The sequence below is a fragment of the Corynebacterium sp. genome, assembly GCF_030530965.1.
Taxonomy (GTDB): Bacteria; Actinomycetota; Actinomycetes; order Mycobacteriales; family Mycobacteriaceae; genus Corynebacterium.
In genome coordinates, this window is the sequence record NZ_JAUMTY010000054.1 from 1 (window position 1) to 14,027 (window position 14,027).

At 60.0% G+C, this 14,027-nt stretch carries 12 protein-coding genes and 1 pseudogene; 2 read left to right on the plus strand and 11 right to left on the minus strand.

Annotated elements, in window-relative coordinates:
- Positions 1-642, plus strand: a pseudogene (locus Q3981_RS09010) (hypothetical protein); the annotation flags it as partial.
- Positions 643-684: 42 nt separating this feature from the next.
- Here Q3981_RS09010 and Q3981_RS09015 read toward each other — a convergent pair.
- From Q3981_RS09015 to Q3981_RS09035, 5 genes are all read right to left on the minus strand, one after another.
- Positions 685-1,983 (minus strand): dihydrolipoamide acetyltransferase family protein, encoded by a 1,299-nt coding sequence (locus Q3981_RS09015; protein WP_303125447.1) that lies wholly within the window; start codon positions 1,981-1,983, stop codon positions 685-687.
- A 10-nt stretch (positions 1,984-1,993) separates the two neighbouring features.
- A complete protein-coding gene (locus Q3981_RS09020; RefSeq protein ID WP_303125449.1) occupies positions 1,994-3,019 on the minus strand; it encodes an alpha-ketoacid dehydrogenase subunit beta in 1,026 nt (341 codons plus the stop codon).
- Positions 3,020-3,058: 39 nt separating this feature from the next.
- Complete coding sequence (locus tag Q3981_RS09025; protein WP_303125451.1) at positions 3,059-4,015, minus strand: thiamine pyrophosphate-dependent dehydrogenase E1 component subunit alpha; 957 nt, start codon at positions 4,013-4,015, stop codon at positions 3,059-3,061.
- Positions 4,016-4,048: 33 nt separating this feature from the next.
- Positions 4,049-4,324, minus strand: a complete 276-nt coding sequence (locus Q3981_RS09030; protein WP_303125453.1) for a hypothetical protein — start codon at positions 4,322-4,324, stop codon at positions 4,049-4,051.
- Positions 4,325-4,679: 355 nt separating this feature from the next.
- Positions 4,680-5,981, minus strand: coding sequence for an adenylosuccinate synthase (locus Q3981_RS09035; RefSeq protein WP_012732342.1), 1,302 nt, complete (start codon positions 5,979-5,981; stop codon positions 4,680-4,682).
- 313 nt (positions 5,982-6,294) lie between these two features.
- Between Q3981_RS09035 and Q3981_RS09040 the strand changes: the two genes are divergently transcribed.
- On the plus strand, positions 6,295-7,236 hold the full coding sequence (locus Q3981_RS09040; RefSeq protein WP_303125455.1) for a hypothetical protein: 942 nt from the start codon (positions 6,295-6,297) through the stop codon (positions 7,234-7,236).
- A 175-nt stretch (positions 7,237-7,411) separates the two neighbouring features.
- On the opposite strand, the gene groL is transcribed toward Q3981_RS09040, so the two are convergent.
- The 6 genes from groL to alr all read right to left on the minus strand — a co-directional run.
- Positions 7,412-9,028, minus strand: coding sequence for a chaperonin GroEL (groL, locus tag Q3981_RS09045; RefSeq protein WP_303125457.1), 1,617 nt, complete (start codon positions 9,026-9,028; stop codon positions 7,412-7,414).
- Positions 9,029-9,054: 26 nt separating this feature from the next.
- The gene (gene groES / locus Q3981_RS09050) at positions 9,055-9,354 is read right to left on the minus strand and encodes a co-chaperone GroES (RefSeq protein WP_012732345.1); all 300 of its coding nucleotides are present in this window, start codon (positions 9,352-9,354) and stop codon (positions 9,055-9,057) included.
- A gap of 214 nt (positions 9,355-9,568) precedes the next feature.
- Positions 9,569-10,651 (minus strand): tRNA (adenosine(37)-N6)-threonylcarbamoyltransferase complex transferase subunit TsaD, encoded by a 1,083-nt coding sequence (tsaD, locus tag Q3981_RS09055; protein ID WP_303125460.1) that lies wholly within the window; start codon positions 10,649-10,651, stop codon positions 9,569-9,571.
- 64 nt (positions 10,652-10,715) lie between these two features.
- Positions 10,716-11,249 (minus strand): GNAT family N-acetyltransferase, encoded by a 534-nt coding sequence (locus tag Q3981_RS09060; RefSeq protein ID WP_303125466.1) that lies wholly within the window; start codon positions 11,247-11,249, stop codon positions 10,716-10,718.
- Positions 11,250-11,292: 43 nt separating this feature from the next.
- Complete coding sequence (tsaB, locus tag Q3981_RS09065) at positions 11,293-12,174, minus strand: tRNA (adenosine(37)-N6)-threonylcarbamoyltransferase complex dimerization subunit type 1 TsaB (RefSeq protein WP_303125463.1); 882 nt, start codon at positions 12,172-12,174, stop codon at positions 11,293-11,295.
- Between the two features lie 10 nt (positions 12,175-12,184).
- Positions 12,185-14,027 (minus strand): alanine racemase (gene alr, locus Q3981_RS09070; RefSeq protein ID WP_368410104.1); only part of this gene is annotated, 1,843 nt, incomplete at its 5' end.

Sequence of the window (14,027 nt, forward strand, 5' to 3'; positions counted from 1 at the left end):
GGCGGCGGAACCGTCTACCACGACCTAGGAAACCTGAACTTCACGTTCATGGCATCCAAACCGTACTTCTCGCGGGACCTCCCCATCACAATCGCGCGGGACGCCCTACAGTCACTCGGCTTCAAAGTCTATGCCGACCCCCGTCGATCAATCTTCCTCCAGCGCAACGGCAGCGCCTTCAAAATCACGGGCTCCGCTATCCGTGAAACTCTCACCCACGGACTTCTCCACGGAACAATCCTTGTCGACGCCGACCTCGCCATGCTTCATGAAGCTCTCCGAGCCCACGACCCGAACATACACGTCAATGGAATACCGTCGGTCCCCTCCCCCGTCACTAACCTGCCCAATGTGACTATCGACGCCGTGCAGGCAACGGTTCACGAGCACTTTGCCGCACACATGAAGCGCGAGGGCGTTGTCATGTACCGAACCGCCCATGCCGACGATTACGCGCACCAACTACGCCCCCACATTGACACGCAACGCAGCTGGGAATGGAATTACGGGCGGACACCGCATTTCAGCTACCGCAATGGCGCCATCAGCGCGGATATCCGCCACGGAATAATCACGGACAGCACCGTCGCCAACATCGTCGGCAAGCGTTACAGTCCACGCCTCATGGCTGGCCCCCGATAAAGGGCCCCTAGGCCCCGATAAGGGCCAGCCATAACGCGTCGTTTACAGCAGAACCCGGTACGGCTCGGCCAGCACGTCGGCCAAGGTGCTGAGGAATTCCGCACCCGTACGGCCGTCGACAGTTTGATGGTCGATAGTCAAGCTCAACGGCAGCTCAACCACTTCCTCAATCTCGCCCTCACCGTTTAAGGTCAAGCGCGTGCTCTGCGCGCCAACTCCCAGGATCGCGACCTCCGGCACGTTGAGCACCGGGGTGAAATACTCGATCCCATCGGTCCCGAGGTTCGTAATGGTGAACGTTCCGGGGGCAAGGGTGTCGATATCGCCAGTCCGCGCGCGATCAACACGATCGTGGAACACGGTCCTCAACTGCGATAACGATTGGCCAACGACGTTCGGAACCGTCGGCACGGCCAAACCATCGTCCAGGGCCACGGCCACACCGATGTTGACGTCGTCGCACTGCTCGTACTCGTGGCCGTCGTAATGTGCATTCAGCGACGGATGCTCCTGCAGGGCGATAGCCACCGCCTTGATCAGCAGCACGTTCATGCTGAGCGCCTTGGCCTCATCACCAGGGCCGATGTTGCCCTTGATCTCAGACACCGTAGCCAGCAGGTCAGTAACATTCACCTTCCGGTGCAATGTCAACTGCGCTGTGGAATGCAAACTATGCATCATATTCTGCGCGATGATCTTGCGCATACCGGTCAGGCCTTCACCAGCCGTCACCGGGGCAACTGCTCCACTTGTCGACGCCTCATCAGACGACGCATCCTGCGAATCCGCATCGCCCGACGGGTGGGACTCGATATAGGCCTTCATGTCACGCTTCGTGATCCGCCCATGACCACCCGTGCCCTTGACTTTCGAGTAGTCGATGCCATGTTTCTTGGCCATCTTCTCTGCGACTTTAGAGATAAAGATGCGCTTGCCATCGCCACTCGTGTCGCGGTTCGCGCGCCGGGCACCGGCCTCGGAGTCATCCTCATCGGCGGCGTCAGCATCGGCGCCGGAAGCGCCCGCACCAGCAGCACCCGACGAAGCACCCGAGGCATCGTCCGCACCCGCAGGTCCCGTCGCTGCTGCAGAAACGGTTTCACCAGCGTCGCCCACATAGGCAATAGGCGTTTTCACCGCCGTCGAATCCCCTGCAGCCACGACAATTTTCAGCAGCGTTCCGTCGTCGTCGGCTTCAACATCTCCGGACAGCTTCTCCGAGCTAATCGAGCACAGAGCTTCGCCCTTCTTGACGGCGTCACCTTCGTTTTTATACCACTCGTCAACTAGGCCTTCCGTCATGGTAAGGCCGAGCTTAGGCATCAATACTTCTGTTGCCATGATCGTTTCCTTACTTCTTGAGGTCGAAGATCAGCTCGTCGGCTTCCTCCGTGATGCGCGCAGCATCGGGGATGTAGAGCTGTTCCAAATTGGAGGCAAACGGCACCGGAGTATTGGGCGCGGTCACTCGCTTGACGGGGCCGTCCAAGTAGTCGTAGGCCTCGTCGGACACGACCGCGGCGATGTCAGTTGCCGTGTTGTTATGCGGGTTCGCCTCGTCGACGACGATCAAGCGCCCCGTCTTCCGGACGGATTCCAGCACAGTTTCTTGGTCCCACGGTGCCACCGTCAGCAGGTCGATAAGCTCAACACTTATTCCCGACGACGCCAGCTGGTCGGCAACCTCGATGCCCTGGTACAACATCTTCCCGATGGTGACAATGGTGAGGTCGTCGCCTTCGCGAACAACGTCGGCCTTGCCCAACGGGATCGTGTAGTAGTCCTCCGGAACCTCGCCTTTCTGCGCATACAGCGTCTTGTCCTCGGAAAACACCACAACGTTGTCTTCCTCGATACTCGACAGCAACAGGCCTTTGGCGTTGTACGGCGTCGACGGGACAACGACCTTGATACCGGGGATAGCGCCCAACAGGCCGTAGTACGAACCCGAGTGCTGGGCCGCGGCGGAGGCGCCCGCACCGTGCATCGTGCGGACCGTCAGAGGCAACTTTGCTTTACCGCCGAACATGTACCGCATTTTCGACGCCTGCCCCAGCAGCGTGTCGAAGCAGAAACCTAGGAAGTCATTGAACATGAGCTCGGGGACGGGGCGAAGCCCTGTGGCCGCCGCACCGACCGCGATACCCATATATCCCATCTCTGAGATAGGCGTGTCCTTGACGCGTTTTTCACCGAACTCCTCAATGAGTCCTTTGGTGACGCCCATCACGCCACCCCACGCACCATCACCATTCAAATGTTCCACACCGTGACCACCTGCAAGGTCTTCGCCTAACAGCATCACACGATCGTCTGCGCGCATTGCCTGAGCGAGCGCTTCATTAATGGCCTTCATGAAGCTAATTTCACGTGCCATGACTATGTACTCCTCTCTTAGTTAATCGGCTCTAGTGAGTTAGGCGAAGACGTTGCTTAACAGGTCTTCAGGGTCAGGAATGGGGCTCTGCTCTGCGAATTCGATCGCATCGTCGATGCGCTTTTCGCTGGCCTTTTCAATCTCGTCGGCCTTCTTCTTGCTGAGCCATCCCTTCTCGATCGCGTCCTCACGGAAACGCGGGATCGGATCCAGATCGGCGAACTCCTTTTCAGCGCCTTCCGTGGCTTTATACGCTTGCTCGTCGCCTTCGAAGTGGCCGTACTTGCGGTAGGTGCGGCATTCGATCAGGCTGGGGCCTTCTCCCTTGCGGGCACGCTTGATAGCGTCTCCGAGCTCGTCATATACCTCGATGACGTTCTTACCGTCGATGACTTTGCCGGGCATGTCGTAGGCGGCCGCCCGCTGCGCAATCGTTTCGCTGGCGCAGGCGTAATTTTGCGGGGTGGCCTCGCCGAACATGTTGTTTTCACAGACGAACACCACCGGGAGTTTCCAAATTCCGGCCATGTTTAGTGCTTCGTGGAAAACGCCTTCGTTCGACGCCCCGTCACCGAAGAAGCACACGGCAACCGCATCGGTACCCAAATATTGGTTCCGTAGGGCCGCGCCGGTGGCGAGCGCGAACCCACCACCGACCATGCCGTTCGCGCCGAGCATGCCGGTGTCGATGTCGGCGATGTGCATCGATCCGCCTTTGCCGCCGCACAGGCCGTCTTTGCGGCCGAAGATCTCGGCCATCATGCGGTTCAGGTCACACCCCTTGGCGACGCAGTGCCCGTGCCCACGGTGCGTCGAGGTGATCGAATCTTCCTCCGTCAGGTGTGCGCACACACCCACCGCGACAGCTTCCTCACCTGCATAAAGGTGAACGAAGCCAGGGATCTCCCCTTTTGCGAAAAGTCCGTGAACGCGATCCTCGAAGTTGCGGATGTCGTTCATCTTGTTATAGATCCACTCTGCGGTCGATCTTTTCATAACGCCCTCCTCTTGGCCGGCTGGCATGATTCCTCATGCCACACCACGTATTGCTCTGTATTGACTTGTCACGACGGTCGTGTGCGGGAAGGTCGCGCTTGTCGACGCTTGTCGTACCGACGAGTCCTGCGTGTCGACGGTGGTGCCGATGCTGGTATGGACGCCGACACTCGACGATGCTGCTACGCATCGACGGTGCTCCGTGATGCCCTGTCTGGACGGGTCGGAGCGCCGTGTCAAAGCAGTAACCGCTGCCGCTTGGATCACCACGTGATGACGTCGTGAAGGAAGCGGTTTCCTTCGTTCCACGCAACGAACTTCCTCTATGTTCTAGATCACATTCATAGGGTGAATATGATCTATCTCTACGTGCGAGACTAGTGCGGTTCTGCCCCTATGCGCAGAAAAAATATTGGCTTCACTTCTGATAAACGCACGTTTTGGACGAATCTCAACCCCTAAAGGGTGTGCTTTGTGGGCTGTCTCATAACTATCGGTGGCTTCGCGTACGTCACTACCCCCGCACATACGCTACGCACACGGCACGCACGCACTCCACGCACACTCCACGCATACGAAAAGCGCCCGCGGAACGTCATGTTCCACGAGCGCCTATCACTCCGCGCAGCACGTCACCGCGCCACGACTCAGAGCATCCCCCGCATTAATTCTCGGGCTTCAGAACGTCGTTAATAACGATGGTTTCGTCGCGGCCGGGGCCAACACCGATGTAGGAGATTCGGCAACCAGACAATTCTTCCAGCCGCTCCAAGTAATCCTGGGCCTTCTGCGGCAAATCGGACACTGACCGCGCACCGCTGATGTCTTCTTCCCACGCGGGCATGGTCTCGTAGATCGGGACGGCGTGGTGGAAGTCGGATTGCGTCAGGGGCATTTCATCGTGGCGGACGCCGTCGACGTCGTAACCAACGCAGATCGGAATCTCGCCAATGCCACCAAGGACATCCAACTTGGTGATGAACAGATCAGTGAAGCCGTTGACGCGGGCTGCATACCGCGCGACGACCGAGTCATACCACCCACACCGACGCGGACGGCCCGTGTTCACGCCGAATTCGTGGCCCGTATCGCGCAGATAGTCGCCCCATTTATCGAAAAGCTCCGTGGGGAAGGGGCCCGCACCGACGCGCGTCGTGTAGGCCTTCGAAATACCCAGGACCGAGGTGATCCGTGCAGGGCCGATGCCCGAACCCACAGATGCACCACCGGCCGTCGGATTCGAGCTAGTCACGAAGGGATAGGTGCCGTGGTCGACGTCGAGCATCGTGGCCTGGCCACCCTCCATGAGGACCGATTTGCCCTCATCAAGGCCCTTATTCAGCACCGTCGCCGTGTCGATCAGCATGGGCTTCAGGCGGTCCGCGTACGACATGAAGTAATCGAAGACCTCGTCCGGATCGATCGCTTTCCGGTTGTAGATCTTGACCAGTACCTGGTTCTTAAAGTCCAAGGCAGACTCGATCTTTTGGCGGAGGATCGACGGATCGAGAACATCCTGGGCGCGGATCCCCACGCGGGCGACCTTGTCGGAGTAGGTGGGGCCGATACCGCGGCCCGTCGTGCCGATGGCGCGCTTACCCAAGAACCGCTCGCCGACGCGGTCGAGAGTCTGGTGATAAGGGGCAACGAGGTGCGCGTTTGCCGAAATCCGCAGCCGTGACGCGTCGGCACCGCGGGCCTCAAGGCCGTCAATCTCAGAGAACAGTGCCTCCAGGTTGATCACCACGCCATTGCCCAGCACCGGAGTGGCGTTCGGGGACAGCACTCCCGCAGGGAGCAGCTTGAGTTCGTACTTCTCGCCACCCACAACCACCGTGTGACCAGCGTTGTTACCGCCATTGGGCTTGACGACGTAGTCAACTTTGCCGCCCAAAATGTCGGTAGCTTTACCTTTGCCTTCATCGCCCCACTGAGCACCCACGACAACGATCGCAGCAGCAGTCACGAAAACTCCCACGGTCCCATGGATTGCCGACGAGCCGGGACCACAAGCCTAACGTCGGAGTGCCAATCGGGGCACAAACCACGTCAAGTGTAACGGGTGAGAGTACGCGCGCGTGCAGAAGGGCCAAACAGCTAGGTAAATAGGCAAAACCCCGCGCACCGACGGCGAAAACCTGCCCGGCTACGATGGTCGTGACACCGTACACCGCTGGTTGGTGGCATAGTTTTGCGGGACCCTTTGCGTTTTGGGTTCGACGACATGCCGCCACCAACGGTTTTTGCAGCGTTCATTGTCGAAGGATCACCGTACCCCCATGCCCATTCACATCGTCCGTTGCGGTGACGCACCGCTTCCCCAGGACCTCCCCCTGCCCGTGCACACCGTTCCCACCTGCCCGGGCCGTAAGGATCTGCATTTTATCGATGAGCTGGTGGCACGCTTTCTTCCGCACGATCCGACGCCGAGCCTCGACGAAATCGCCGCCCAGCCCGACGTTGACCATCTTGGGGCACCCGGGCCGGATCCACGCACGCCCATCGACACCGTTCGGCTGGTTGTTGTCGGCACCGATGCCGACCTTGATGCCGTGGCCACGCGGTTAATGCGTATCGACGCTACGTGGATCGAGCTCGCCTATGTCCCCGCTACCGCCGGGGGCGGTGCTGAGCCAGGCGCCCGTGGTTCATCGGGCATCCGTGTTTCGCCGGGCGAGTCGAGCGTCGAAGCGCAGTCGGTGATTGGGACAAGCTGGGGTGTGGCAGATAAGCCCTGGTCAATCGCTTTGTCGGGCTCGGTCCGCCCGGTACCCCTTATCCGCGACGATTCTGGCCGAGTAACTCTGGGCGTCGCCGAAATCTGTTCAACGGACGGCTCGCCGTTTGTTGGCGAAATCATTATTGACGACACCACCGTCGGAGCTCCTGAGGGGAGCGGTTTTTATGGCACGCGGTTGGTGTCCACGTTGGACGCGCCGGGAATTGCTGCCGTTGCCATGACTGGGCCGTCTGCCTACAGCGGTGACCGAACGAAATCCACACGATCCGGCTCGCCCCATAAGCGGAACGGATTGTTGGGGCGATTCTTTCACCGTGGCCCCGAGGCCGGCGCTGTTGATAGTGCAGTGCTCACTGGGCGCGCCGTTCAAGCTGGTGGAGAGCCATTTATGGTGTATCGCGATGGCGTCGCCCACCCGCGCCCGCTGACTCGTGTGACGTTTTACCGGCACCTGCGCGATATGCAGGTTGTTCGCCCTTAATTACGGATCACAAAACGGGGCCCACTCCGATAAGAGTGGGCCCCGTCGTTTCACCTGTTATTTAGCACACAGAGGGTGGCGCTGTGCGCGACCGCGTCTACGCAGCTACATCACGGACACGCTTAGTGCGCGGCCGCACGCTCGGCATCGACCTCACGCATGCTCGTCGCCACTTTTAGTGGTGGTGGTGATGGCCTTCCGCCTCAGGCTTTTCTTCCTGTGGCTTGTCCACCACAGCGGTCTCGGTGGTCAGAACCATCCGAGCCACCGATGTCGCATTGTCCACAGCGGAGTGCGTGACCTTCACAGGGTCGATAATTCCCTGCTCGATCAGGTTGCCGTACTCCAAGGTGTCAGCATTGAGGCCTTCACCGTTCGGCAGATCCTTGATCCGGTTAACCACAACAGCACCGTCAAGACCAGCGTTGTGAGCAATCCAGAACGCCGGCTTGGTCAACGCGTCAGCCATAGCCTTCACGCCGACTTTTTCGTCGCCTTCGAATTGATCCGCAAATTCCTCGAGCTCGCGAGAAATCTGAACCAGCACGGAGCCACCGCCTGCAACAACGCCTTCTTGCGCAGCAGCACGGGCGGAGTTGATCGCGTCCTCGATGCGCAGCTTGCGCTCCGAAACCTCAGTTTCAGTGGCGCCGCCGGCCTTCACCACGGCCACACCGCCGGAGAGCTTAGCCAAGCGCTCTTCCAACTTCTCGCGATCCCACGTGGAATCCGTCTCGTCAATCTGGCGACGGAGCAGGTCACGTCGGGACTGAAGATCTTCCTTGGTGCCGCCACCGTCGACAATGATGGTCTCATCCTTGGTCACGGTGATGCGACGTGCGGAACCGAAGTAGGACTCGTCAGCCTCGCTCAAGCTGAGGCCAACTTCCTTATCGATGACAGTCGCACCCGTCACCACAGCAAGGTCATCCATGAAGGCCTTGCGGCGGTCACCGAAGTATGGCGACTTCACGGCGCACACGTTCAGGCTCTTGCGGATCGAGTTCACAACCAGCATCGAGAGCGGTTCGCCCTCAACGTCCTCGGCAACGATCAGAACTTGCTTGCCGGACTTAGCGATTTTCTCCAGCACCGGGAGGAAATCCGGCAGTGACGAGATCTTCTCACGAACCAACAGAACCAGGGCGTCGTTCAGAACCGCTTCCCCGGTCTCCGTGTCGGTGACGAAGTACGGCGACAAGTAGCCCTTATCGAAGGACACACCTTCGGTAACAGCCAACTCATCGTTGAGCGATTGTGATTCCTCAACGGACACAACGCCGTCTTTGCCGACCTTTTCCATAGCCGACGCAACCATCGCGCCGATTTCGGCATCGCGGGAGGACACCGTACCGACGTTGGCGATCTCGTCGGTGCTGGATACCTCAGTGGCGCGGGCGCGGAGCAGCTCAACGGCCTTCTCCGCGGCGGCCTTAATACCAACGTTGAGTGCGAGCGGGTTGGCGCCAGCGGCGACATTGCGCAGACCGGCGTCGACAAGAGCCTGAGCCAGCAACGTTGCGGTTGTGGTGCCGTCACCGGCGATATCGTTAGTTTTAACGGCGACGGACTTCACCAGCTGGGCGCCGAGGTTCTCGAAAGGATCCTCAACGTCGATATCGCGGGCGATCGTCACACCGTCGTTCGTGACGAGGGGGCTACCAAAAGCCTTGTCAAGCACCACATTGCGACCGCGTGGGCCGAGGGTGACTTTGACGGCGTCGGCAAGAGTGTCAACGCCAGATTGCAGGCCACGGCGGGCTTCCTCGTCGAATGCAATAAGCTTCGACATACTGTGCCTCTACCTCTCCTGAACGATTACTTTTCGACGACAGCGAGCACATCGCGCTGCGAGAGAATCAAGTATTCCTCGCCAGCGTACTTAATCTCAGTTCCGCCGTACTTGGAGAAGATGACGACGTCGCCCTCGGCAACGTCCATGGGCACGCGCTTGCCGTTTTCATCGGTACGGCCGGGCCCAACAGCGACGACGGTAGCTTCCTGCGGCTTTTCTTTAGCGGTATCCGGGATAACCAGTCCGGATGCGGTGGTGGTCTCAGCTTCGACGATCTGAACGAGGAGCTTATCCTCAAGAGGCTTGATGTTGACCTTAGCCACGATTACTTCCTCCAGTGAATGGAAAGTGAATGGAAAATTGTGCTCTTGACAGGTTTTTCCACAGCCGTCGTCGCGGGTGAACAACTGTGATTCACAACCTGATTGGCACTCTACCCGTGTGAGTGCCAGCTCTCAACCACCGGGAGTGCTAAATATCCAAACGCGGTCGTGCAGGCCTATGTATGTGCGCGTGGGCAAGGACTTTTGAGAGCGTTTATACAACGGGAATAGCGACGTCAAGACCTGGATTTGTGGCAGCGCCGAGCCCCGATGGTCCCACACCGCGTGCTATCGAATAGGCTGCGGCCGCTGCAATCATGAGGCCATTGTCCGTGCACAACTTCATCTCTGGGACGCATAAGTTGATCCCCGCGCTCTGGCACCGCGCTGTGGCTAGGCGACGCAAACCCGAGTTCGCCGCGACCCCGCCGCCGAGCAGGAGCGTCGTCGCTTCTGTATCGGTGCAAGCCAATAACGCCTTCTTGGTCAGCACGTCCGCCACTGCTGCTTGGAACGAGGCGCACACATCGGGCAACGAGACCGTCTGGTGGTTCCGCTCGGAGGCCTCAATATAACGGGCGACGGAGGTCTTTAGGCCGGAGAACGAAAAATCGTAGCGGTGCGGGCCGCGGAGATCCTGCGGGCGCATCACACCCCGCGGGAAACGAATGGCCTTCGGGTTCCCCTCAGCAGCCAGCTTGTCGATAATCGGGCCACCCGGGTACCCCAAACCCAGAAGACGCGACACCTTGTCATAGGCCTCGCCAGCAGCGTCGTCGAGGGTTGATCCCAGCTCCTGCATGGGTTTGCCCAGGCCGTTAACCTTCAGAATCTGAGTGTGGCCGCCGGATACGAGAAGCGCGATGGCGTGGTCGAGGTCCAGGTCCGCGTCGGCCAGAGCCCCCACCGCGATGTGCCCGGCCAGGTGGTTCATCCCATAGAACGGAACACCCCAGGCAGCGGCGTACGCCTTCGCCGCCGATGAACCGACGAGGAGCGCACCAGCCAAACCTGGGCCAACCGTCGCGGCCACATAATCTGGCTTATCGACGTCGGGGCGCGCGGCTTTCAGGTCGGCGAGGGCTGCCCGCATGACCGGCCCCATGGCCTCCAGGTGGGCGCGGGAGGCGACCTCCGGGACGACGCCACCGAAGCGGGCGTGCTGTTCCATCGAACTGGCGACGCGGTTGGCCAGGACGGTCACGGTGGGGTCGGCGTCGTCGTGCGTGGTGACTTCGACAATGCCCACGGCGGTTTCGTCACATGAACTCTCCACACCCATCACGATTGCGCGCATGATGACAAGAGTAGACACCTGGCCGGGATGACTGAAAACACGTGATGGAAGGGCTTGTGTGGGTCTATTTCGGCCTGGGATCCCTTTTCATGGTGAACGCGTCTGCACCAGACGGCTGGTAATAGTTCTTTCGGGTGCCTAACACCGTGAAGCCTTCTGATTCGTACAACCCGATGGCTGGCTTATTGTCGGTACGCACCTCGAGGAACACAGGACCGGGCGCATTGTCGGCAACATAGAGGATTGTTTCTAACAGCACTCGTCCCAGGCCGTGACCACGCCATGCGGGATCTAGCCCGATGGTTCGGACTTCAAACTCTGGGTCATCGTCCGGGCCTAAGACTCCTAGTCCGGCATAGCCGACGAGGATCATCGCGTCAGGCGATCCTTGAGTTTTACGACGCGGGTTCTCCCCTTTTTCATCGCTGTGTCCGGCGCGGGCGGCTGCTGACATGACAAGGCCGACGTACACCGACCTCGGGTCGCGAAGCTCCGCGAGGAACCCTTCATAGGGCCATGGCGAGTCGTCTGGAAAAATTTCTGCTTCCAGTTCTGCGCAGGCAGCGGCGGCGGTGGCGTCCAACTGGACGAGCCTCATTCCGTCGGGGAGATTCTCGGGCGGAGCACTCGCGTGCTGGCCGTCACTCATCGCGCTCCGCCGTCATCTGTTCACGGAGCTGGCGTGCGCGAGTAATCGATTCCTCACTGATAGCAGGGCTCACAGGCTTTGCTTTCGGTGGCACGGCGTCGGGCCGTCGTAAATAAAGAGGGCGGAGGGGTTGAAGATCTGACTGTCGCGGGAAGAGCGCGGTACGGTCACGGTCAGATTCAGTGTCGGCAGGATCGTCGACGTTCTTCGTGCGGTCGAGATTCGCACGGCCGAGGTTCATGGGGTGGTCGAGGGCTGCGCGAACGAAGTTCACGATGTCCGGTTGGGCATCCACCGACTGGTTAACGCTGTTCACGCTGGACAGAAGGGCGTCGGCCACGGAATCAGACACAACTGCAAAACTCGGCTGTTGTGCAGGAACGTCCGCAGCTTCGGACACATCGACATCCGTTGGGCGCGTGACCTCAGGTTCCGTGACGCGCGCGGGGTGGCCGTCGGATATGCGGTACGTGGCCCAATACACCTCTCGACGGCGAGCATCCGTCGCAACGATAATCGTCTCACCCTCATGCTGTGGGGCATCCGCGACGGCATTCCACGCCAGACCATCCAGTGAGCACACACCGATGACGGGAATATCTAACGCGTCCCCGAACGCCGCAGCAGTCGCCATGCCGACTCGCAATCCCGTGAACGGCCCGGGCCCCACGCCCACAACAACCGCGTCGAGGTCGCGCGGAGTGACCCCAACTTCGTCGCAGCACTCCATAATGAAGGGCGTCAGCACTTCGTTGTGTGCGCGGGAATCTCGAACGCTCCTGTAAGAGCGCGCGCGGATCGCGTCCCGCGAGGTGACGTCGACAAGCCCAGCGGTGACATACGGTGTCGCAGTATCAATAACCAGCACGAGCATGATGGATAGATTACCGCCGGACCCACGTCCACGAAATGACTCGTGGTTCGTCCTCATCAAAATCGACGGGATCTGCTGGTGCTGATGCGTCGTTGCCAGCGGACTTCTCGCTGCCGCCCGTCGCGCGCTCAAGGCGGATCAACAGATAATCCTGCTCCAATGCATCAGCCATATCGGCCGCCCATTCCGCCACGACGATGCTATCGGGAATGCGCGTATCCAAATCCAGCGAATCGAGGGCGCCGATCGGATCGGTCGTGGTATCGCCCAGCAGGCGATACGCGTCAACGTGGATGAGCGGCACCGGGCCGGGATGTTCGCGGGCGATGGTAAACGTCGGCGATGTTACTCGGCCTGATACATGCAAACCTCTGGCCAGCCCCTGAGTAAACGTGGTTTTCCCCGCACCCAGTGGCCCGTCCAACACGACGACGTCGCCCGGCCGCAGAGCGTGGGCAATCGATTCTGCCAGAGTTTGCGTTGCCTCCGCATTACGGACGCGAACACGGCCGTCGACAAGACCGCGGCCGACATACCGTCGATGGACGCGCGTATGCGGGCTGGTCAGGATCTCGTAATGAATGGTGCCGAGGGTTTCGGCCAATTCCGTGGCCGTCGGCAATGAGGCAGGCTTGCCGTCTGAACCGGTGCACTCGCCGGGTGGACCAAAAATAACTGCCTCATCGCCCTGGTGAACTGCGCTGGCCTGCTCTGAGCCCGCCGGACCCAAGGCCACAACAATCTGGTCCATGCACACCCGTCCGATTTGCGGATATCGACGGCCGTTGATCGCGACCTCCATACGGCCGGACAGCGCCCGTGGGATCCCGTCTGCATAACCAGCGGGAACAACGCCCGTCACCGTATCGACGTCCGCTGTCCACGTCCCCCCATAACTCACCGATTCCCCAGCCTTGACCAACCGCTTCGCGACAATCGGCGCAGATAAAGTCATGGCCGGCTTCAATTGCGAGACCAACGAAGAACCGGTGGACGACGTACGATCCGCCGGCTCCTCCAACGGATCCATCCCGTACAACGCAACACCCGGACGCACCATCTGGTAGAACATGTCCGGCCTGGTTACCGAGGCAGGTGAATTACACATGTGGTTGATGCGAACAGGAATTCCAGCCGCCTGCAGCTCTTCAATCGCGGCATCGAACTGAGCCTTTTGCCGATTATTCGACGGGTTATCCGCGGCATCCGCGCTGGCCAGGTGGGTAAATGCGCCGGTGACGTCGATAATGGAATCACTACTTGCTGCGCTCAGTTCCTTCAGCGCTTCATCCCATTGATCGGGAGAGATCCCCGAACGGCTCAGGCCCGAATCCACCATCACCGTCACGCGAGGGGGGACAAATTCCCAGTCTTCTTGGGATCGCTTGCGCTCGGTCGCTTCGTCAACAATGGCTCTGATATGCGCCAGCGTCGGAACGCCCAGGTCGATCCCATAATCCAGGGCTGCTTTAACAGAGACGCGGTCGTCGGCGTTCCAGATCCAGGCCAGAATGGGTGCTGAAATCCCGGCCTGGCGAAGCTCCACCGCCTCGGTAACCGTCGCCACACCCAGCTGAGTGGCGCCATTAGCCAAGAACACCCGAGCAGCTTCCACCGCCCCGTGGTTGTACCCATTCGCTTTCACCACAGCCATCAACTCCGCCGGGTGATCTGGATTCGCCAATTGCGCGTTCCGTGCCACGACCTGCACATTGTGCGCCAAGGCGTCGCGGTCGATGGTCATGGTCAAAAGGCCGGGCAGGGCCGCGTCGCTACCGTCCGCGGATAAATGGTCACCAGATGCAGCGTGGGATGAAGACTGGATGGGCATAGACATCATTGTGCCACCCGCC